The sequence below is a fragment of the Curvivirga aplysinae genome (assembly GCF_009711445.1).
In the GTDB taxonomy this organism is placed as follows: Bacteria; Pseudomonadota; Alphaproteobacteria; order UBA8366; family Aestuariispiraceae; genus Curvivirga; species Curvivirga aplysinae.
In genome coordinates this window covers 1-22,712 of record NZ_SMMC01000209.1, presented here as the reverse complement: position 1 = coordinate 22,712, position 22,712 = coordinate 1, and the positions used below count along the sequence as shown (strand labels likewise).

Below are 22,712 nucleotides of genomic sequence, written 5' to 3'. Positions count from 1 at the left end.
ATGACGCCAAATTTTGAATTTAACATAGCGGCTTGGTCTGCTTGGATACCTGGTTTATATATGGAAGAAAACTGGGCACAATTGGAAAATATTGGGCCCAAATCCAGTGATGAAAAAATTCAACTAACTGAAATGCCTATGATGCAACGTCGCCGGTTAAAGGATACAGGACGTATGGTATTTCGTGTGGCTTTGAATGTGTTAAAAGATCAGCAATTGCCATCCGATATACATCTTATTTTTTCTTCGCGCCATGGTGACGCGGCCAACACGCTCTCCCTTTTTCAGGAATTGGAAGCTGAAGCATTAGTCTCTCCTGCAAAATTTTCCATGTCTGTCCACAATGCAATTGCCGGTGTCTTTTCTATTTTTCAGAAGAATAAAGCGCCACATACAGCAATTTCGGCGGGTGCAGAGAGTTTTCAAGCTGCGTTACTCGAAGCTGTAACATTACTTTCCGAAAGTTGTCAGCATAAAGTTCTTCTTGTCTATTATGATGCGCCTTTACCTGATTTCTATGAAGTTTCAGAAAATAAAGAAACACAAGCAATTGCTTTACTCATTGAAAGAAAGCAAACGGCTAAGGTAGGCGGAAAGCAAATGATCGCTTCAGCTGCAGATAATGAACCAACTAAAAAGAATAGTTTGAAATCGTTTATTCGATTCCTTTCAAATGCCACAGAAGAGTGGCATTGGCGCGTTGGTAATTTAAGTTGGACTGTGAAATATTCGGATGACTAACTTAAATTATCTCTGGCGTATTTTGGGGACTGGTCTTTGCTTCTGTCTATTCGGTCTAGGCGGTGTTGTGCTGACAACTCTGGTTTTTCCAGTCGTAAATTTGACCACAAAAGATGCAACACTTCGACATGAAAGAAGCCAAAAGCTAATTCATAGAACTTTTCGATGCTTTGTTTTCCTGCTGAGTGGTTTTGGGTTGTTTAGATTTCATTTGTCTGGTCATGAGGCTTTAAAAGGATTGAAAGGTATATTGATTATTGCCAATCATCCAACCCTTATCGATGTTGTCGTCATGATGTCCATGATGGACAAAGCACAATGTGTCGTGAAAGCAGCTTTGTTTGATAATAAGTTTTTAGGCGGCCCTGTGCGAGCAGCTGGATATATTCGCAACAATGAAGATCCCGAAGAATTGTTAAGAGCCTGTGAGGATATTTTAGAGCGTGGGGAGAATGTAATTCTTTTTCCAGAGGGCACTAGGAGCAAGCCAAACCAGAAGCTGAAGTTTAAGCGTGGATTTGCCAATGTGGCTTTGGGGGCACGGGCAGATTTATGCATGTTAAAGATTAAATGTAACCCTATTACCCTATCCAAAGGCGTGCCATGGTATAAAGTACCATCAAGACGTGCGGATTTTGTTGTCAGTTATGATCAAATATGGGAAATAGAACCGTATCTGCGGCAGGAACGGAAATCGATAGCAGTTCGTCATCTCACCAAAGATATTGAAACTTATTATAATGAAAGTCGATTAGATGGATAAGCTAATTGAAGAAATTAAAGAGCTGATTATTTCATCCTTGGATTTAGAAGACATTTCTTCTGATGAAATTGATGAGAATGATGCATTATTTGTAGAAGGTTTGGGCTTAGATTCTATTGATGCTCTAGAACTTGGTATGGCGGTTCAGAAAAAATATGGTGCAAAGATTGATGCACAAGATCCAGATGTAAAAAGCTATTTTTCCTCTGTTAAAAATCTAGCTGAATTTATATCAAAAAATCGTAAGGATTAATAAATGACTCGTGAAGAAATTCTCGACCACCTTAAAGGATTTTTAGTCGAATTGTTTGATGTCCCGGAAGAGGATGTAATTCTGGATTCTAGTTTATACGAAGACCTGGATCTTGACAGTATTGATGCCGTTGATCTTGTGATCAAACTTCAAGACCTGACAGGTAAAAAGATTGCACCAGAAGAATTTCGAACCGTACGCACTGTTGCGGATGTGGTAGATCAAGTCAGTGCCTTGGTCTCAGAAAAATAAAACCCTTATAGATATCATACTGACGCTGCTCAGTATCACCTACCCTTTTCTGGTTTATTTGGGTATCCAGAAATTGTCCCCTATAATTTTTGTAGGGATAATTTCTGTCTTAATTATGTGCCGCTTGTTGCTTTTGAAACCAACGATCACCCCCCCTAAAGTTTATTTGACACCGGTTATTCTGTGTTTTGTGGGACTGTTTTTTATTAATCAACTTGCGGCGATTAAATTTTATCCGGTCTTAGTCAGCGTCGGTCTCGGTGGGGTTTTTCTAATTTCGCTGATCAAGCCACCAACAGTGATTGAACGGCTTGCGCGCATGCAAGAACCAAATCTAAACGAAGCGGGCGTGAGATATACGCGTAACGTTACTATAATTTGGACTGGATTTTTTGTCCTAAACGCCTTGATTTCCGTCTATACAGTCTTTTTCTCTTCTTTGGAGATCTGGACTCTATATAACGGATTTATATCTTACCTTTTAATCGGCTTATTATTTTGTGGTGAATTTATTATACGCCGCTACGCCAAAAAGAAACATACTAAAAGTAGTTAATAATGACGTCCATTCTTTCAATAAATGATATTGCCAATTACAAACAACATCCAGAATGTGTCGTTGCATATATTGAAAATAAGGCATGCCATTTTTCCAGCTTTCAGAAAGATGTGGATGTACAACAAACCAATTTTTCCAATGTAAAATCATCTGCTGTTGCCTTGTTCCATCAGGATAGCTACCAGTTCCTAGTTAATTTTTTTGCCTTATATCGTTTAGGTAAAACAATCTTATTGCCTCAAAACGGGGCGTCCGAAACTTTAAAAGATTATTTGCTGCAAGGAATTGCAATTTGCGTGGATGGCGAAATTCAAACTCCTGAGATTGAAGAAGTGTACTCTTATGACGAACAAACACTCGTCTTCTATACTTCAGGGTCAACGGGTAATCCAAAAGCAGTCGAAAAAGCGTTCTGGCAATTAGATGCTGAGATTTTATGTCAGCATACTCAGTGGTATGAAATAAGGAAAAACGACGTCGTCCTGTCAACCGTTTCACATCAGCATATTTATGGGTTGATCTTTAAATTGCTTTGGCCCATCTGTGCGGGTCATTCATTTGTCAACGAACAAATCCATTTTTGGGAAGAGTTATTGATACATGATTTTGACAGATCGATCTTAATCAGCAGTCCAGCTCATTTGTCACGCTATCCTCAAGGCTTTTGCCTGCCTAAAGAAAATAAAATCAAGGGAATATTTTCATCAGGTGGACCGTTAAGATATGAAGATGCACAACGATCCTTTGATATATTGGGAGCATTGCCCATCGAAGTATATGGCAGTACGGAAACAGGAGGTATTGCATATCGTCAACAGATTGAAACCGATACGGCCTGGACTGCTTTTTCAGGTATTAAGATATCAACCCATCACGATGCCCTCTTGATCAACTCGCCGTTTTTACCCGAGGCCTATCAGACCAATGATTGCGTCTCAATTTTTCAAGATGGTCGGTTCATTCTTAAAGGGCGTAATGATCGTATTATTAAAATAGAAGGCAAGCGTCTTTCCTTGCCTGAACTGGAATATGCGCTCATGGATGAAGATATTGTGAGAGATGCAGTCTGTCTCAGATTAGAGGATGATCGCCAGTCATTGGTCGCAATAGTAGTTTTGACATCCTATGGTTTGAAAGTCATGGAAGAGATGGGTAAGTATCAATTGGGTTTGGAAATGAAAAAACGTTTGAATGGGCGTTTTGAACGGGTCACTTTGCCTAGAAAATGGCGCTTCGTTGATGAAATTCCCGTCAATAGTCAGGGTAAGAGAAATATAAAACAGTTACGTGATTTGTTTGATTGATAGCTATGAGTGAAACCCCTATATTGTCGCGGTATTTCAAATGGGCGGAACATGGACTGGCAGACTTCAAATATAGAACCAGAAATTATTAAAATAGATCGCGTCGAGAATATCTTAACATTGGATATATGCGCCACGGCGAGTTTATTTCAATTTCAGGGACATTTCCCTCAAAAAAAGATTCTCCCGGGCGTCGCACAATTGGATTGGGCGGTGAGATATACCCGACAATATTTTGAAATCCACTCATCCATTCATGAAATATCGCAGTTAAAATATCGCAAATTTATAGAGCCCGATATGACCGTTCAATTAAAGCTGGATTATCAGGCTGTTAAAAACCACGTTGCTTTCCGTTACAGTTCTTTAGACGATGTTTTTTCCTCTGGTATTATTAAGCTGAGGCCACAATGAATTTCAGGCTCTGTGTCGTTATTCCCTGCTATAATCATCCAAGGGTTATCGAATCACTTGCAAAAAAACTGGTAAGTGAAGGGCATGTCGTTCTTATTATTGATGATGGCAGCTCAGAACCAACACGATCAATTGTTGCAAATCTACATGATCCCGATAATCATCTATATGCGCATCATCTTGACGTGAATCAGGGTAAGGGTAAGGCGGTTATCCATGGCTTTGAATTGGCCAAAGAAATGGGTTTTACACATGTCTTGCAAGTCGATGCGGACGGACAACATGACCTTGAAGCCATACCTGATTTAATTGCGCTTGCTGAAAAGCACCCAAGAGATTTGATAACGGGGGTGCCTGTTTATGATGATACAATCCCTTTAAGCCGAAAAATTGGACGCTGGATTACCCATATTTGGGTTTGGATTGAAACCTTATCTTTCCAAATTAAAGATAGCATGTGTGGCTTTCGTGTATATCCCCTAGAACCAGTTTCGAATTTGTTAAATCGTCGTCAAATCGGATTACGTATGGATTTTGATATTGAAATCATGGTCCGACTTGCCTGGGATGGCATACAAATTCGAAATGTTCCGGTCAAAGTAACTTACCCTGCAGATAACACATCTAACTTCCAGACCTTTGAAGATAATATCAGAATCAGTAAAATGCATTCGAAATTGTTTTTTGAGATGCTCTTTAGAATGCCGGTGCTGCTTATGCGAAAAATGATGCCTGCGTCTGGCAAAGGAGATAACCTTCATTGGTCTGAACGCGGTGAAAGAGGCATGTATTGGGGAATTTGTTTCCTTGCGGGTGCCTATAAACTATTTGGACGCTCAATCTGTTTGGCAATTTTGCAACCAATTTTACTTTACTTCTTTTTGAGCCAATCGGCCCCACGCAAAGCGTCTATTTCATATCTTGAGAAGGTTTTTCGGGCGCTTGGGAAGACAGGAAAAGTAAGTTGGCGTCAGAGCTTTCGGCATTTCCAGCATTTTGGTCGCGCGGCGCTTGATAAACTGGCGGTATGGACCGGTGATATCGGCCAAAGCTCCATTATTTTACCTGAAAATCCTGATTTTCAAGAGGTCGTTAAATCAGGACAGGGAATTGTGGTGTTGACGTCACATCTTGGCAATATCGAAATTGCACGGGCGCTTTCCTCGAATATACACCAAATAAAGATCACGGTTTTTGCACATACAAAGAATGCGATAAAGTTTAATCGAATGCTGACATATTATAATCCAGCAGCAGCGATCGATATGATTGAAGTGACCGAAATGGGCCCAGCAACTGCGATTGAGATGGAAGAGCGTCTCCAAAGAGGCGAATGGATTGTTATTGCGTCTGATCGTACACCTGTTGATGCAGGTAGACGTGTCTCAAAGATAGATTTTTTGGGGCAAGAAGCCTATTTCCCACAAGGTGGAGTCATTTTGGCGTCGTTATTGAAAGCCCCTACATATATGATGTTATGTATGGAAGAGGGAGATCGTTACCGTTTGGTTTTCGATAAATTGGCAGAGAAAATTACTTTACCTCGAAGAAATAAGGAAGAGGCCATCATTGGGTATCAAAAACAATATACAACATTTTTAGAGAAATATTGTATGCGCTATCCCTACCAATGGTTTAACTTCTTTGACTTCTGGAATAACCATCGTTAAGAAGAGCAAATTTTTAGAAGCTTCTGTTATAAAGAGAATGAAAATGTTGGATAATGCACCTGTTATTTTTGGTGAAGACGAAATATCTATCGAAGATGTTTTTGCAATCTCACAAAGAAAAAGAACAGCATTCCTATCAGAAACACCTGCCTTTGTTGATAAGATCAAAAAAGGTGCAGATTTCCTTGATAATAAACTTCAAGAAGATGGCGTTATTTACGGCGTGACAACAGGTTATGGAGATTCCGTAACACGTGGCGTTGCAGTAGAAAATGCCTATGAACTTCCTATCCATTTATCACGTTTTCACGGTTGTGGGTTGGGCAAAATTCTTTCCGCTGACCAAACGCGTGCTGTTTTAGCTGTTCGCCTCGCCTCTCTTTGTCGCGGAGTGTCAGGGGTAAGTTTTGATCTATTGCGTTTACTGACCACGTTGTTGAATGAAGATATCTTACCAATTATACCTGAAGAAGGTTCCGTTGGAGCCAGTGGAGATTTGACGCCTTTATCTTATGTAGCAGCGGTTCTCATTGGGGAGCGTGAGGTGCTTTATAAAGATGAACGCCGCCCCACTATGGATGTTTTTAAGGAGTTGAATGTAACGCCGCTTGTCATGCGCCCTAAAGAGGCTTTGGCAATTATGAATGGCACAGCCGTCATGACAGGACTTGCCTGTCTCGCCTATATACAGGCGGATTATCTATGTCAATTGACTGCACGTCTGACAGCGATGACTAGCCTTGCTATGAAAGGCAATCCACAACATTTTGATGAAGTTTTGTTTGCTGCTAAACCGCATCCGGGTCAAAATCGAATTGCCGCTTATATTAGAGAAGATATTGCAAATTGTATGGAAGATGTACCACTGGATCGTCTGCAAGATCGATATTCTATCCGTTGTGCTCCGCATGTTATTGGTGTTCTGGAAGATATGCTACCAACCTTCAGGCAATTTATTGAAACAGAATTAAATAGTGCCAATGACAATCCTATCATCGATGGTGAAGCCGAACGTATTCTTCATGGTGGGCATTTTTATGGAGGACATATCGGATTTGTCATGGATGGGATGAAAAATCTAATTGCAAATATCGCCGATTTAGTGGACCGACAAATGGCCTTGTTGGTGGACGTAAAATTCAACAATGGGTTACCATCGAACCTATCAGGCGCCATTGGGGAGCGAGCACCTTTGAACCATGGTTTAAAGGCCGTGCAAATTGGTGTTTCTGCATGGACGGCTGAGGCATTGAAAAACACCATGCCCGCCAGTGTCTTTTCCAGATCAACGGAATGCCATAACCAAGATAAAGTGAGTATGGGAACCATAGCCGCAAGAGATTGTTTGCGTGTCATAGAATTAACAGAACAGGTTATTGCAGGGCATTTGATAGCTTGTTGTCAGGCCTTGCGTTTACGTGAACGCAATCAAGAACTGGATATGTCCAGAATGACCATTGCGATACAGAATTTTCAGACTCAGTTGAAAGATCGAATTGACTTCATTACCGAAGATAAGCCTCTTGAAGCTGTTTTGCGTGGCTTGCTTGTTGATATACGCAAGCGTCACTGGCAACTATATAAGTGAGATAGAATATTTAAATGATTACAGCGTCTATAGAAATAAAAGCACAATTTTATGACTTGGACCCCATGCAAATCGTTTGGCATGGAAATTATGTTCGCTTTTTTGAGCAAGCCCGATCAGCATTACTTGATAGAATATCCTATAATTATAACGAGATGTATGAGTCCGGCTATGCGTGGCCGATTGTCGATATGCGCTTGAAATATGTTAAACCAATACACTTTGCGCAAGAAGTGATCATAGAAGCAAAATTGGTTGAGTATGAAAGTCGCTTAAAAATTGAATATTTGATCACCGATAAAGAGACAGGCCATCGGATTAATAAAGGTTATACTGTGCAGGTTGCTGTGGGTATTGAAGATCAGGAAATGCGCCTTGCCTCGCCGGATGTTTTGATCAATCTGGTGGAAGCTTATCAATGCGTCTGATTCTTGTTTTATTTACCATTCTTTTGATTGTCCCAATCGGTCTGGCGCAAGCAAATCAAATGGGTAGCCGCATTGCTTTTCTACAACATAAATGGCTATCGGGTATGGATCAGCCTATCAAGTCAGAAGGCTATTTAAGTATTTATCCCTCAGATATTATCTATTGGCAGGTGACATTCCCCTTTGAGACGGAGATGTTAATTTCGGAAACAAATATAATACAATTTGTTGCGAAGGAAAAATCAATGGAAGTCCCCATAAGCCAACTTCCGTTTTTACAATCTATTCGTTCATTACTGCTTACTTTAGACAGCCAGGATATTAAGGAAGAAATAAGCAAAACATATCAAGTAGAATTACTTGAAAATGAAGCCGGTTGGATATTCGCTCTCCCTACGCAAAAGTTGAAGAATACACCTTTTGACCTGATCAGGTTCAACGGGCAAAAGAACATGCTGTCTTCTGTTTATATGAAGCGCAAAACAGGCGATCGGGAAGAAATACAATTCGGGGAAATTGAACTGTTACCGTTAAGTGAGATGCCAAGCCTGCCGGAGCCTAATTAAAGATGAGGATTGCGTTTTCAATCTGGGTAATTTGTCTCGCATTACTATCAAGTTTTGTTATATGGGAAAGTCGCAGCGGTTTACCTATCAATGGCGACCTACTTGAACTGCTTCCATCTGATGCGCCACAAAATAGTTGGAAACAACAAGCAAAAAAACAAATTGCCGAAGATGTACAAAACCGTGTTTTGCTGGTTCTATCCCATGAAGAAAAAGCATTCTTGTTGTCTGTAACGAGCAAACTTCTTGAAAATCTAAAGCAAGCTGGTTTGACGAAAGAAACTCCTGAGATTCATTCAAATTTGAATAAATCTACTTTATTTGAAAATCTGCAACTTTATCGCTCAGGCTTACTGGATGTAGAGACGAGGATATTGTTAAAGTCAGGGCAAATTAACGATGTCTTACAACAAACAATGGCGCAATTAATAAACCCTTTCTCCATTTTATCTGCGAATACAGTTTACCATGATCCTCTATTGTTGAAGGCACGATGGTTACAACAATTAAATGCAGATCAAAAAAATTGGAATAATGAAAACGGCATTCCCTTTTTAATGAAAGATGGGAAATATCATGCACTGTTGGAATTCCAATTATCAGGAAGTGCGTTTGCCCCTGAAATTCAACAAAATTTATTACCGCTGATTGAGCAGTTTGAGGCGCAATATATAGATCTGGATTTGCATAGGCTTGGCGCTATTTTTTATACATATGAAGGTATAGAACAAGGTAAGGGGGAAGCAACAATACTGGGCAGTATTTCACTAATTGGTGTTCTGTTTCTTGTATTGATTTCTTTTCGCTCTGCTTACCCTATTTTCTATGCCTTAATTGCAATATATACAGGACTTGTTTCGGGAATTGCGATTGTTCTTTTTATCCATGAGCAAATTTATGCATTTACCCTTGTATTTGGAGTCGCCATTCTAGGAGTGACGGTCGATTATTGCTTCCATTATGGCAGTACTATTTTCGTGAAAAATATAGGCACGACCACAGAACGTCATCATGCTGTTAACAAAGCTATGCGTTTAGGGATGCTTAGTTCTGTAGTCGGTTTCTTTTGCTTCTTTTTCTTACCGTTTCCTGGCCTAAAGCAAATAGGTTTATTTGCGATAACAGGTTTAGTTGGATCTTACTTAACGGTGGGCTATGTGATCCCGCACCTTGATCGTATGAAAACTAAATCCCCATCTGGTCCTTTATTTATTTTGTCTAACCGCTTGATTTTATTTTGGCAACGCCATTCAAAAGGGCATAAACCGGCCTTGATTTTAGGCGGCGCCATTATTGCTTTCATCTTGTTTATACCAAATTTACATGTGAATGATGATATTCGAAAGATGCAGTCTTTATCTGAAAGTCTTCAGAGGCAGGAACAGCATATTCAAACTTTGCTTTCAACCAACTCCAGTCATCAATTTTTCATCGTGGAGGGACAAAACACACAGGATGTTTTGGAAAGCGAAGAGGTCTTTAAACCAGTATTAGAAAATATGCTGTACCGAGGATATCTTACAAATTATATGATGGTTTCTGAATTTTTTCCATCAATAAGACAACAGTTGGAAGATCAACAACTGATTCAAGAGGCTTTCGAGAATGTCGATTGGTCTGCCTACCCACTTTTAACGAAAACCGCTTATCAAGATAGTTTAGGGCAGCTACTTACGCCTAAAAATGTTTTAGATAAGCGCCTCGTAGAGCAAGTCAATAAGCAGATATTAACTCAGGATGCCACAACGTCTGGTGCAGCACATATCATTCGTTTGGATGGAGTAACGGATATTAGGAAAATTCAAGATTTAATGCGAATATCTGAAATGCCAAATGTTACATTTGTTGATCCTGCTGGGGATATCTCTGCAAGTTTCGCTTTTTATCGTGAAAAGATCGTTCACCTTTTAGGTATTACGCTACTGCTGGTTACATGGCTTTTAGCTTTCAAGTATGGAAAGCGACATAGCTGGCGTATCGTTTTACCAGTAGCTATAGCGATACTTCTTACACCTGTATTATTATCGAGTTTTGGGCATGGTTTTTCTTTCTTTACGGCAGTGGGGTTAATACTGGTATTTGCATTAGGGATGGATTATGCCTTGTTTGCTGCTGAAAGCAGTGACGAACATTATCCAATTAGCATTTATGCAAATGGATTATCTGCCATCTCTTCAGCACTAGCTTTTGGATTACTTGTTTTTAGTAATCATTATGCGCTTCATACATTTGGATTAACAGTTTTAATAGGAGTGACAATTGCTTTTGTTCTTGCTCCATTAGCAAGAACGTCACGGGAGAATATATAAGTGCAAGACATAGTGGAAAGATGTGATGTCGTAGTGATTGGCGCTGGGCCTGCTGGTGCGATAGCTGCAAAAAGATTATATGATGCGGGATGTCATGTAATCGTATTAGAAAAGCAGCAATTCCCCCGCTTTGTGATTGGTGAAAGCTTACTACCTCAATCGATGGTATATTTGGAAAGGGCTGGTTTGATTGAGGTTGTTGAGAAAGCGAATTTCCAATATAAAAATGGCGCTAATTTTCAATTTCCAGATGGCTTCGCTAGTATTGATTTCTCGGAAAAAACCGCAGATGGTTGGGACACAACCTTCCAAGTACAGCGCCAACATTTTGATAAAATTCTTGCCGATGCCGTTGAAAAGGCAGGTATTTCTATCCATTATCAATGTGAGGTTATAGCAGCGCATATTGATCCTTCAGGATGTGAGTTGCAAATCCAAGATCACCATCAAAACACAAAAAAAATTGAATGCGATTTTGTGATGGATGCTAGCGGTTATGGACGGGTATTGCCGCGATTGTTGAACCTGGATCAACCTTCTGATTTTCCGTCACGTACTGCATTTTTCACACATATTCATGATCAACTAGATAAGAAAGAATTTGACCGCAATAAAATTCTAATTTCAGTGCATGAAAAGGATGCGAATATATGGTCCTGGCTGATTCCTTTTTCGAACAATGTGAGTTCTATTGGTATTGTTATGCCAACAGACAAATCAGCAGATAATTCGCAAAGCAATGCGGAGATCCTATGGCAAGGTATTTCCGGCATGACGGAATTAAAAAACCTTTTATCTGACGCAAAAGAGATCAGGTCAGTTTCGAAAATCACCGGTTATTCTGCTAATGTGCGTCAACTCGCTGGAGAACGTTTTGCCTTATTAGGGAATGCGGCAGAATTTCTGGATCCTGTTTTTTCATCCGGTGTAACTATTGCGATGAAATCTGCCGATTTAGCGGTAGATGCTTATCTTAAACAAAAACAAGAAAGTAAAATTGATTGGACTCAGGAATATGTAAGACCACTCATGGTAGGAGTGGATTGTTTCAGGGAATTCGTCTCTTCGTGGTACGATGGCAGACTTCAACGCATTATCAAACAATCCCCAAATACTGATAATGATATCAAACGTATGATCACCTCAATTTTGGCAGGTTATGCTTGGGATCAAGAGAATGCATTTGTCAGAAGACCTGCCCATTATATCAATTTGGTTGCTGCCCAATGCGAATAATTCTGATCTGGCTTTTTCTGTTGCTTAGTGCTTGTTCAGGCGACCAGCTTGATGCGTTAGAATATAAAGAAACAATACCGTCTAAATTGCAATGGCAATCACCTAACTTTGAAGGTGAAGTTATCCAGCTTTTGCAAGGACGTTTTAAGCAAAAGAATTTTGTCTTTCAATCCAGACTTTCCATTCGTCATTCTGGTATTAAAGTGATTATTCTAGATACATTTGGTCAACGTTTGGCAGAGGCATATTGGTCTGAACAAGGTGTAGACTATAAAACTTATGAACATTTTCCAAAAACCATATCTATGCATCATATTTTCAGAGATATGGTCTATAGTTTCTGGCCTGTGGACCGCCTTAAAGATATTGATAATTCAATTCAACATGTTGAAGTTGATGGACGACAACGTGTAATTCATCAATCAGAAATGACACATGTCATCATCCATTCCGAAGACTCGCCTAATAACCGGTGGCAGCAAAATGTTACCCTAGTTAATGAAGACGTTGGCTATAAGTTAATCATCCATTCTCAAAAGGTCGGGGCATAATATGGGGTATTTCTTGAATTGCCTTGGGATTATCAATCCTTTGGGAAAGACGTCAACCGAAGTGGCATATAATCTTTTCCAACCGTCTTTGCTAGGGATGCAAGAACGCATGGATTTGATCAAAGGTCAGTCTGTTATTGTCGGTGAAGTCTCATCCTCTCTTCCTTTGATATCTGAAGAGTTTGAACGATTTAATAGTCGTAATAATCGTATGATGTTGGCGGCTCTTATGCAAATAGAGGCACAAATCAAAAAGGCGATAAAACGATATGGGAAAGATAGAGTTGCGGTTGTTTTAGGCAGCAGCACGACAGGTATCTCTGATAATGAAGATCAGATTATGCTTAAAAGTAAATTGGGCAGTTTTGGCGAAAGTTTTGAATATGAAAAACAGGAACCAAGTTCAATTTCAGAATTTGTGCGTGCTTATTACGGGCTCGATGGCATTGCATTGACGATTTCAACTGCCTGCACCTCAAGTGTAAAAGCTTTATCTACTGCACGCCGTTATCTTGCAACTGGGCTTTGTGATGCAGTTATCGTAGGGGGCGCTGATACATTATGTCAGTTGACTTTGAATGGTTTTAAGGCACTGGAAGCGCTGTCAAATGGTTTGTGTCATCCGTTATCTGAAACAAGGGACGGCATTAATATCGGCGAGGGCGCTGCCGCTTTTCTTTTGACAAGAGAAATGGTTGGTGCCGAATTATTGGGTATTGGTGAAACCAGTGATGCGTATCATGTGAGTGCACCTGATCCTGAAGGCACTGGGGCTGCTAATGCCATGTCATTCGCGCTCAAAGATGCAGATATAAAGGTAAAAGATATTTGCTATATCAACGTACATGGAACTGGTACACATCTTAATGATGCGATGGAAGTCAAGGCTATCCGGTCTGTTTTTTCGGAAAATATACCTTATGTAAGTTCTACCAAGCAATTAACAGGTCATATGCTAGGTGCTGCGGGGATTAATGAAATTGCTTTTTTATATTTGGCGTTTCAACATAACAAGCTACCCCAACACTATTGTGGTGAAAATTTTGCGGAAATGGCAAAAGACATTCGCTTAGTGTCGTCGAAGGCTGAAGCTTCATCCAATTATATGATGAGTAACTCATTTGCGTTCGGTGGCAATAATGTGAGTGTTATTCTGGGGCGTGGATCATTATGAGTAAACTAGAATTAAAAAGCTGTCATTATTCAACTAATGATTTATTGGCCCATGAAGCCCCAATGATCTTAGTCGATAAAGTTGTTGGGTATAATGAAACTTCAATTAAGTCTGTTGTCTGCATTAATGAAAAGGCACCTTTCCTATATGGAGATGCAGTACCGGCCTATATCGCCGTGGAATATATGGCACAAACCATTGCTTGTCATAAAGGAGTCCTAGCTTTGGATCTGGGGGAGGACGTTAAGATTGGCTTCTTATTGGGGACGAGAAAATTAACCCTATCGGAAAGTGATTTTCTTCTTGGTGATATCCTTGAGATTGAAGCAAGCGTTCTTTATAACGATGGTGAAATGGCAGCTTTCGAATGTATCATTATGCGTGAAGGGGTGAAAGTCTCTAACGCGACACTGAATGTTTATCAACCAGATAATTTTGACGCTATGGAGATGACCTGAAATGACGAATACAGGACGTAGTATTCTTGTGACCGGCGCGAGTAAAGGAATCGGACAAGCAATTGCCACCCGATTGGCCCATGACGGTTTTGATGTCGTCATTCATTATGGTCGCGACTGGGATGGGGCGCAGCAAACTTTGCAACAAGTACAAAATGTGGGTCGTGAGGGCAGCTTGATACAATTTGATATTGCTGACCGTATGGAATGCAAAGAGAAAATAGAAAGTTTTATTTCAGAAAATGGCGCATTTTACGGAGCAATACTTAATGCAGGTATAGCCAAGGACACCGCCTTTCCTGCCATGACTGCTGCTGATTGGGACCAAGTCATCCATACAAATCTGGATGGTTTTTATAATGTTCTGCATCCACTTGTCATGCCGATGGTATCTGCTCGTAAAGGAGGTCGTATTGTCGTCATGAGCTCTCTTTCTGGTGAAGTAGGTAATCGGGGACAGACAAATTACAGTGCCTCAAAAGCTGGCTTGATCGGGGCAGCGAAATCTCTTGCGGTAGAATTGGGTAAGCGTAAAATCACTGTAAACACTATTGCTCCCGGTTTAATTGAAACACAAATGATAGATGATTTGCCTTTAGACCAAATCAAAAAAACGATCCCATTACAAAGATTAGGGACCCCTGATGAGGTCGCTGGCGCTGTGTCTTATTTATGTTCCGATGAAGCTGCTTATGTAACACGGCAAGTGCTATCAATTAATGGGGGAATGTATTAAGTGAGACGCGTAGCTGTAACTGGTATGAGCGGTGTGACATCGCTTGGCAAAGATTGGCCAACTATTCGAGAAGCCTTCCGTGCAAATAGAACGGGCATAAAAAAAATGGATTCATGGGACTTTTACAAAGACCTGAATACCCGTTTGGCTGGCCCGATATTGGATTTTAATGTTGATAAGCATTATTCAAGAAAACAGTTGCGCTCTATGGGGCCTGTATCCCGTATGGCGGTTTATTCGACTGAGGTTGCCCTAAAACATGCTGGTTTGGACGGAGATAGTGATCTCTTTGGCAGTGGTCGTATGGGGGTGGCCTATGGCTCCTCTTTTGGCAGCACCCAACCTATGACGGCGTTTTCTGAGTTGATTAATACCGGCATGATTAAAAATCTGACCGCAACTAGCTATGTTAAAATGATGAGCCATTCGGCTGCGGTTAACATTGGTATTTTTTTCGGTTTAACAGGACGTGTTATACCTACATCAAGTGCTTGTACATCTGGAAGCCAAGGGATCGGCTATGCGTATGAATCCATTAAATATGGGTTGCAGGATGTCATGGTTGCTGGCGGTGCTGAGGAACTTTGTCCGTCTATGGCAGCTGTGTTTGATACGCTTTATGCCACATCGACCAAGAATGATGCACCTGACTTGACCCCCCGTCCTTTTGATCAAGATAGAGATGGGTTGGTTATAGGAGAAGGTGCAGGCTCACTTATTCTTGAAGAATATGAACGGGCCAAGGCACGTGGCGCAACGATTTATGGTGAAGTTGTTGGCTTTGCAACAAATTCCGATGGAAATCATATAACACAACCCACTCAAGAAACAATGCAGATGGCCCTTCAGACAGCGTTAAAAGATGCGAAACTGGATGCTAGTGCAATTGATTATGTCAACGCGCATGGTACTGCTACAGAGCGTGGAGATATTGCAGAGAGCCATGCAACGTTGAAAGTTATTGGCGGTCAAACGCCTATTCATTCATTAAAAAGCTATTTTGGTCATAGTTTGGGTGCTTGTGGTGCGCTTGAAGCTTGGCTAGGTCTTGAGATGATGCATGATGGTTGGTTCACACATACAACCAACTTGAAGACAGTCGATCCCGCATGTGCTGATTTAGACTATATAGTAAGCGAAGGCAGAACCTTCGATGCTGAATATATGATGTCTAATAATTTTGCGTTTGGGGGCATAAACACGTCTTTGATTTTTAGAAAATGTTCCTAGAGTCAATAAGTATTCATGGCAGTGCGCGAGTAAATATTTCAAACAAAACTTCGGAAGATGGGCGCAAATTTTCAACTGCGCACCACAAATAATGAAACTCGCTAATAATTTTTATAAAAACCGCGTCTAAATGCTATCGTTCTGAAGCAAAGTCATTCAAGCCAAGTTTTAACGAAGAGATCTACCTGAAAAGCTAAACCTCATGCGTTCGAGACTTATCAGGGTCATAAATTGGCATTTCCACGATGGTGGCAGTAGTGCTCATATTATCGCCTCGCATTTCCAGAACAGTGCCGGGCTTCGCCAAGCTTGCATGAACATGCGCTAGAGCAAGTGATTTTTGAAGACGATGCGAATAGGCAGGACTATTCACGACACCCACCTCGCGCTGTTCCATAAACAAAATCTCACCGCCTACTGCCATGTCATCAAGGTTAATGTCTAAACAAACATTTTGAATTTGCTCTTTGCCTTGTTTAGCCCATAAAGCCTCACAGCCTCTGAAACCTTTCTTGTTTTTGCTAATTGTGAAGCCTAATCCGACTTCAAAGGGAGTATGATCTGTTGTCATATCATAGCCATAGAATAACAGCCCTGCTTCAATACGAACTTTATCTAAGGACGCAAAAGAACAAGGCATTACCCCGGATGCCGCAAGTTTATCCCAAATATCCCCAATAACGGATCCATGCGCAAATATCTCGTAGCCGCGCTCCCCTGAATATCCCGTACGTGAAATACGGCAGGGATGACCGAATAACAGTCCTGGTTGATGATGGAAATAAGCAAGTGCCTGTAGGTCAAAATCACAATGCGGATTAAGAATTTCAAGTGATTTTGGTCCTTGAACCGAAACATTATGCAAGTCGTCGTCAAAGGCAATATTCACATCTCGATTAGTGGCAGACTGCTCCAAAAGTGCCATGGTTTCACCTGACCCATGTACGATCATCCATTCATCTCCTCCATTATTGGAGACAATCGCATCATCTGCCAGCGTTCCTTCTTCAGTCAAAACGCATAAATAGGCCGCCTGACCAGGATTAATCTTACTCATCTCCCGTGTGGTCAGATGATCAAGTACTTCGGCAGCATCTTTGCCGCGGATAAATATTTTTTTAAGGGGAGACATATCAAACATACCTGCTTTTTCCCGAATGGCATCATGCTCATCATTTGGATCTGAGTTATAGCTCCAGGCAGTGCCCATACCATTCCAGTCTTCCAGGCCGGATCCTAATTCTGTATGTCGGGAAGCCAATGCAGATATACGGCTTAGTTCTTTGGTCATATCAAACTCCTTTTTTAATACCAAGCGTCAGGCATCTCTTCTTTGCGCGATGCCACATAGTCGTTGAGATTCAACAATATTTCTGAATCCAGTTGAGGTGGTTCGTAAGCTTCCAGCATGTTCTTCCAGACGCTTGTCGCCCTTTGATCCGCAGATAAACTGCCCGCCTCTTTCCAAGATTCGTAGGGGCCAACGTCAGGAAGCAAGGATTCGTAGTTCGCATCGGCAAAATGGGCGAGGGTATGGCGGGTTGAAAGGAAATTCTGACCTGGACCAATCTCTTCATAACTTTCTTTGGAAAGAGTATCTGGCGTTACCGACATACCTTGCAGCATCCTGAGAAGGGCACCGCAATTATCAATATCCAGAATGAATTTTTCGTAAGACATGGTCAGCCCGCCTTCCAACCAGCCTGCGGCATGCCACACCTGATGGGCACCGGACAATAAGGTGGCCCACATGGCGCTTGTGCTGTCTGCCATTGCTTGACCATCTGCTGTATTCGCAGCAGTAACCTCCCCTCCACCAGAACGTATGGGAACACCCAGCCTTTTCCCCAATTGTGCCAAGGCCATACTGACCAGATTGGCTTCAGGTGTCCCGAAGGTCAGGGATCCCGTGCGTAAATTCATTGTAGAATGAAAACTCCCCATAACAACTGGGCATCCGGGGTTAATTAGTTGGACAAGTGCAATGCCGACGATGCTTTCAGCCAGTGTCTGTGCTGCAATTGCCGCTGGTGTAACAGGCCCCATTGCGCCTCCAAAAATGGCCGGCGAAATGCAAACACATTGATTAGCTTCTGCATAAACGCGCAGAGAATCGGCCATTGTCTTGTCGAAAACAAAGGGGGAGTTAATATTGATATTCCCCTGCATAACTGCGTTTGTTTCCATAAACTCCTGACCAAATACAAGGCGCGCCATTTCAATGGAATCACGTGCCCGTGCAGGATGTGTGACAGATCCCATAAATGGTTTATCGGACAAGGTAAGATGGGCTAACATCATATCCAGATGACGCTTGTTTACTGGAATGTCTGAGGGCTCGACAATAGTACCACCGGAATGATGCAAATAAGGAGTACTATAAGTCAGCTTCACAAAATTCTTAAAATCGTCCAGTGTTGCATATCGCCTTGAACTGTCTCGACTTGTGACGAATGGCGACCCATAGCCCGGCATCAAAACAATATTGTTTCCACCAAGTTCAAGACTATGGACCGGGTTACGTGCTTCAAGTTTGAAAACGGTAGGTGCGGTTTCACAGAATTGACGGGCTTGACCTACTCTAAATTTGACACGTCTTCCTTCAACTTTTGCACCAGCCGACCTAAATATGTCGAGATAATCATCTCCCTCTGGGAATTCCATGCCAACATTTTCCAAAAGCCAATCAGCCTGTTCTTCCAACCTCTCCAAAACAGAGTCTGACAAAAGTTCGTAGGGGGCTATGAATCGTTTAGACAGGATTGGTGACTTTTGCTTCGCAACCGACTTTATACGATTGCCGCGTCTGCTGCGACGATCTGTTACCTTGATTCTTGGTGACGTTTCTGTCATGAGAGGGAAACCTAATATGATTTGCTTTTGAACATCATGTACAAGTTGATTTGCGTTTATATGAGATATGTGGGGCATATCTTACTTTATGAAAATCGAAAAATTTTGACTCCATCGTTTAAATTAATTAAACGATATAGATGGCTTTTCGTAATTTTGATGACTTAAGATCTTTTGTAGATATTGCGCAGTTCAACAGTATATCTGATGCTGCTGAGAAGATGAACCTTACTAAAGGGGCTCTTAGTCATAGAATTAAACGTTTAGAAGAAACTCTTGGGTTTATGTTATTTAAACGAAATGTGCGTGGGATAACCCTAACACCCAAAGGGGAAGATCTATTGATGCAAGCGAAAAATTCTTTCGCGCAGATAGAATCCCAGATCTTTCATTTGAAAGAAATTTCCGATAACGCACTAACGATTGGTATGTCCACCTATTTTGCCTCTCGTTGGCTATCGCCACGTTTGATGGAATTTATGAATACCAACCCAAATATCAGACTTCGGATCGAACCTATTCTTGATATGTCTGACAAGATTGAAAAAGACATTCAGATCACCATTCGATGGGGGAATGGACAATGGCGTAATGTTGAAGTGACCAAGCTATTTAGTTGCCCCGCCTGGCCTACCGGGAATAAAGATGCTTATGAGAAAGTTCAACGAGAAGGTCTTGAGAGCGCCTTTGCTAAATTCACATTGTTACGTGACAGTGACAAAAGCTCAGCTTGGACAAATTGGTATAATAAAGTTGGTGTCCAACACGGGACACGATATGACACGTTGATTATTCCTGACCCAAATGTACGCGTTCAAGCCGTATTGGATGGGCAAGGTGTGGCGTTAAATGATGATCTTATTTCAAATGAAATCGAAGCGGGACAATTGTTTCGTTTGAGTGATTGTGAATTGTCAGACTATGGCTACTTCTTAGTCTATTCTGAAGAAGTACAAAACGATCCCAATGTAATGGCCTTCATTGACTGGATAAAGACTCAAGGTTAGTGCCTGATTATAAAGGGAAATAGCAGTGTCAAAGTAAATACTTTAAACAAAACTTCGGAAAATTGTCGCTAAACTTAAGCTGTAAACAACCTCCACTCAGTCAAAGCGAAATTTTGTCTGGCTAAGCTCTACGTTTCAATTTCCTATTGATCGAGTTGATTGATGATTTACTGCTCATCAATGGTATTCACACGGAGTGATACAAACAATTAATCGAGGACCGTCTGACGATTATACGATTCCCTTTGTGAAAGTCACCGTGAGAAAATCCTTAAACTACCTAAAAAAGCCAATTTATAAGCTGGTAATTGCCGCGATGCGCGCTTTGCAACGCTCAATCATGTAGGAAGAAGGCGCATCTTCACCTCCACGTTCAGAAATCACGTTTTCAAACAATTTAATCGATTTCTCAAATTCCTGACGCTCATAATGATCCAGCGCTTCTTCATAAGTATTAACCCAATCATATTCAGGCATTATGGCACCACTATGCGTCCGCATTGCCAACAATTCATATATTGGAGTTTTTTGATCTTTGCCCTTCACATTCACTGTATCTATCTTCCGGGCAACAACTTCATATTTCGCGAATTCATAGGTTGTAGATCCAATTAGGATACGGGTCCCATAGGTTTTGTTTAGGCTTTCCAAACGCGCAGCCAAATTCACAGGGTCTCCTAAAACCGTATAATCCATGCGTGAGTTCGACCCAATATTACCAACAATCACACGTCCAGTATTCAACCCAATACGCGCTTTAAACACAGGATGGCTGGGATCTTTGGAAACTTCCGCCATGGCCGACAGTAACTGTTGGCAACGAAGGGCCGCCCGACAAGCATCAACGGCCTGGTCATCATTCACATTTGGCGCGCCCCAAAAGGCCATAATTGCGTCGCCGATATATTTATCAATGATGCCATTCTCCGCATGAATTTCACCAGACATTTGATCTAGATATTCTGATAAATGCGGAACCAAAGCAGGGCCTAGAATTTCCGAAATCGTCGTAAAATTCTCCAAATCGGAGAAATAAATGGTCATCGTCCGATTAATACCACCAACGCGCGCGAGTTGGTCATTTTGCACCAAAATCTGAACCAATTCTGAGGGAAGGTATTTTCTAAAAGCACCAAGACCACGCGACATTTTATTGAAAGCATTGGATAAATCATCCAATTCGGAAATGGGTGAATTGACTTTACGAACTTTGTTTAGTTCAAATTTCTCAATGGACTCTGCTTGTTTAATAATCTTGGAGATTGGTTTAGTAATCAAATGACGTGCAACCAAGACAGCAAAAACACCAACGGCAAAGATAGACAAGCAAATCGTAACCAATAGCTTTTTATTATTTTCTTTAATGGATGATAAAAATGCATTTTCCGGTACGATTGTAACTATTGACCAGTCTTGATGCCCTACGGGTGCAAGTGTCACATAATACTTATCCTGATTTTTATCTTCCAAATCAAAATGCAGGTAGTCATCTAATTGATCAAGGGCTACCGAATTTTGCGCAATAGCTTTGGCGGCGAGACTTAAAAGCGGATGATAGGACTCACTAATTGGGCGTAACTTGGGCTTATTCGTTATTTCATCCAGATAGGTAACCTCATTCGCGTCTACAAAAGCAACCATTGAGCCATCACCACGTAATATTGCCGCGGTCCCTGGTTTTGTTTTAAACTTATGACGCATAAAATTGGACAGTCTTTCCAATTCAATCGCAATACTAACAACCCCTATAGATTCTCCTTCTTTATCAACACGACGTGCGATATTAATTCCCGGTAAACGGCTGGTGGAGAAAATATACACATCTGTCCATACAGAATCTAAACTTTCAATTGGTAGCTCTATAGCCTTTTGGTACCATGGACGCTCACGTGCGTCATATTTCCTTTGTTCTGTAGAAGATTGCGTTTGGAACAAACGACCTTCTTGTAGGACATATTTATTATAATGGCGATCAGCTATACTGTCTTCTTCATTCCAATAACTTCTAACTGATTGAAAATTCTGAGAATTCACTCGATTAACCCCATAAAAATCCCCATTAGGCACACCGTAACTAATCCAGGTTACGTCGGGGTTATTTTTCAATAAGGGGAAAAAATAATTTAAAAGTCGCCCTTTAAAGTTAACGTCGACTGCCCCATTTTCCATGGACTCAGCAATGGTATCTTGAACACGTTCTGCATTATCAAAAATAACTTTTACTTCACTTGAAATATCACTGATAATTTCTTGATTAAGTTGGGCAACTAACTCTTTAACATTGCTTGTCGCCGTATACATCCAAGGAAAATGAATAGCCGCAGACGTCGCCAAAGTAATCAAGACTGCCAGCATGACCAAGCTCGGCTTAATACTGATACGGAAACGATTGGTTTGTTCATAGCTACGACGATGATACTCACGTTTAGGCTCAGATGAAACTGAAGTACCATCATTACCAAACTGTGGTTTCGCGACTGGCGTCGATGTATCTACCGATACTATTTCCTTTGAACCACCATCATTTGATGGTTTTTCGGCATCATCATTTTTTTTCAATGTTGGGTCGTCCATTTTATCCCACAGCAACAAAGTGAGTTTAACATCAATTTAGATAAAT

At 41.1% G+C, this 22,712-nt stretch carries 22 protein-coding genes; 19 read left to right on the top strand and 3 right to left on the bottom strand.

The window, feature by feature from the left end; all coding sequences use genetic code 11:
• The 18 genes from E1160_RS14700 (at position 1) to E1160_RS14620 (ending at position 16,232) form a co-directional block, all read left to right on the top strand.
• Positions 1–741, top strand: coding sequence for a beta-ketoacyl synthase chain length factor (locus E1160_RS14700; RefSeq protein WP_155156514.1), 741 nt, complete (start codon positions 1–3; stop codon positions 739–741).
• Positions 734–1,504, top strand: a complete 771-nt coding sequence (locus E1160_RS14695; RefSeq protein WP_155156512.1) for a lysophospholipid acyltransferase family protein — start codon at positions 734–736, stop codon at positions 1,502–1,504. The genes E1160_RS14700 and E1160_RS14695 overlap by 8 nt, the downstream gene beginning before the upstream one ends.
• Entirely contained in the window at positions 1,497–1,757 is a 261-nt protein-coding gene (locus E1160_RS14690; protein WP_155156510.1) for a phosphopantetheine-binding protein, read from the top strand. Before E1160_RS14695 ends, E1160_RS14690 begins: the two co-directional genes overlap by 8 nt.
• Before the next feature lie 3 nt (positions 1,758–1,760).
• A complete protein-coding gene (locus E1160_RS14685) occupies positions 1,761–2,009 on the top strand; it encodes an acyl carrier protein (protein ID WP_155156508.1) in 249 nt (82 codons plus the stop codon).
• A 73-nt stretch (positions 2,010–2,082) separates the two neighbouring features.
• On the top strand, positions 2,083–2,565 hold the full coding sequence (locus tag E1160_RS17195; RefSeq protein WP_218048930.1) for a COG4648 family protein: 483 nt from the start codon (positions 2,083–2,085) through the stop codon (positions 2,563–2,565).
• 2 nt (positions 2,566–2,567) lie between these two features.
• Positions 2,568–3,872 (top strand): AMP-binding protein, encoded by a 1,305-nt coding sequence (locus E1160_RS14680; protein ID WP_155156506.1) that lies wholly within the window; start codon positions 2,568–2,570, stop codon positions 3,870–3,872.
• Between the two features lie 51 nt (positions 3,873–3,923).
• Positions 3,924–4,286: an ApeI family dehydratase gene (locus tag E1160_RS14675; RefSeq protein WP_155156504.1), complete on the top strand. Its 363-nt coding sequence runs from the start codon at positions 3,924–3,926 to the stop codon at positions 4,284–4,286.
• A complete protein-coding gene (locus E1160_RS14670) occupies positions 4,283–5,956 on the top strand; it encodes a glycosyltransferase family 2 protein (protein WP_155156503.1) in 1,674 nt (557 codons plus the stop codon). The genes E1160_RS14675 and E1160_RS14670 overlap by 4 nt, the downstream gene beginning before the upstream one ends.
• 43 nt (positions 5,957–5,999) lie before the next feature.
• Positions 6,000–7,544 carry an HAL/PAL/TAL family ammonia-lyase gene (locus tag E1160_RS14665; protein WP_235914170.1) on the top strand — a complete coding sequence of 515 codons (1,545 nt, stop codon included), beginning with the start codon at positions 6,000–6,002 and terminating at the stop codon, positions 7,542–7,544.
• A gap of 14 nt (positions 7,545–7,558) precedes the next feature.
• Positions 7,559–7,972, top strand: coding sequence for an acyl-CoA thioesterase (locus tag E1160_RS14660; protein WP_155156499.1), 414 nt, complete (start codon positions 7,559–7,561; stop codon positions 7,970–7,972).
• Positions 7,963–8,538 (top strand): LolA family protein, encoded by a 576-nt coding sequence (locus E1160_RS14655; protein WP_155156497.1) that lies wholly within the window; start codon positions 7,963–7,965, stop codon positions 8,536–8,538. Before E1160_RS14660 ends, E1160_RS14655 begins: the two co-directional genes overlap by 10 nt.
• Before the next feature lie 2 nt (positions 8,539–8,540).
• Complete coding sequence (locus tag E1160_RS14650) at positions 8,541–10,847, top strand: MMPL family transporter (RefSeq protein WP_155156496.1); 2,307 nt, start codon at positions 8,541–8,543, stop codon at positions 10,845–10,847.
• Positions 10,848–12,083 carry an NAD(P)/FAD-dependent oxidoreductase gene (locus E1160_RS14645; protein WP_218048929.1) on the top strand — a complete coding sequence of 412 codons (1,236 nt, stop codon included), beginning with the start codon at positions 10,848–10,850 and terminating at the stop codon, positions 12,081–12,083. It begins immediately after the preceding gene.
• Positions 12,074–12,634: a DUF3261 domain-containing protein gene (locus tag E1160_RS14640; RefSeq protein WP_155156494.1), complete on the top strand. Its 561-nt coding sequence runs from the start codon at positions 12,074–12,076 to the stop codon at positions 12,632–12,634. The genes E1160_RS14645 and E1160_RS14640 overlap by 10 nt, the downstream gene beginning before the upstream one ends.
• Position 12,635: 1 nt before the next feature.
• Complete coding sequence (locus E1160_RS14635; RefSeq protein ID WP_155156492.1) at positions 12,636–13,808, top strand: beta-ketoacyl-ACP synthase; 1,173 nt, start codon at positions 12,636–12,638, stop codon at positions 13,806–13,808.
• The gene (locus E1160_RS14630) at positions 13,805–14,266 is read left to right on the top strand and encodes an ApeP family dehydratase (RefSeq protein WP_155156490.1); all 462 of its coding nucleotides are present in this window, start codon (positions 13,805–13,807) and stop codon (positions 14,264–14,266) included. The genes E1160_RS14635 and E1160_RS14630 overlap by 4 nt, the downstream gene beginning before the upstream one ends.
• A 1-nt stretch (position 14,267) precedes the next feature.
• Positions 14,268–15,002 (top strand): 3-oxoacyl-ACP reductase FabG, encoded by a 735-nt coding sequence (gene fabG / locus E1160_RS14625; RefSeq protein ID WP_155156488.1) that lies wholly within the window; start codon positions 14,268–14,270, stop codon positions 15,000–15,002.
• Positions 15,003–16,232 (top strand): beta-ketoacyl-ACP synthase, encoded by a 1,230-nt coding sequence (locus E1160_RS14620; RefSeq protein ID WP_328597166.1) that lies wholly within the window; start codon positions 15,003–15,005, stop codon positions 16,230–16,232.
• 193 nt (positions 16,233–16,425) lie between these two features.
• Here the strand turns inward: E1160_RS14620 and E1160_RS14615 are convergent, their stop codons facing one another.
• Both E1160_RS14615 and E1160_RS14610 read right to left on the bottom strand, forming a co-directional pair.
• On the bottom strand, positions 16,426–17,523 hold the full coding sequence (locus E1160_RS14615; RefSeq protein WP_155156486.1) for an aminomethyltransferase family protein: 1,098 nt from the start codon (positions 17,521–17,523) through the stop codon (positions 16,426–16,428).
• 14 nt (positions 17,524–17,537) lie between these two features.
• A complete protein-coding gene (locus tag E1160_RS14610) occupies positions 17,538–19,085 on the bottom strand; it encodes a trimethylamine methyltransferase family protein (protein WP_155156484.1) in 1,548 nt (515 codons plus the stop codon).
• A 140-nt stretch (positions 19,086–19,225) separates the two neighbouring features.
• Between E1160_RS14610 and E1160_RS14605 the strand changes: the two genes are divergently transcribed.
• Positions 19,226–20,092 carry a LysR family transcriptional regulator gene (locus E1160_RS14605; protein WP_155156483.1) on the top strand — a complete coding sequence of 289 codons (867 nt, stop codon included), beginning with the start codon at positions 19,226–19,228 and terminating at the stop codon, positions 20,090–20,092.
• Between the two features lie 294 nt (positions 20,093–20,386).
• On the opposite strand, the gene E1160_RS14600 is transcribed toward E1160_RS14605, so the two are convergent.
• Entirely contained in the window at positions 20,387–22,666 is a 2,280-nt protein-coding gene (locus E1160_RS14600; RefSeq protein WP_155156481.1) for an adenylate/guanylate cyclase domain-containing protein, read from the bottom strand.
• Between the last annotated feature and the right edge of the window lie 46 nt (positions 22,667–22,712).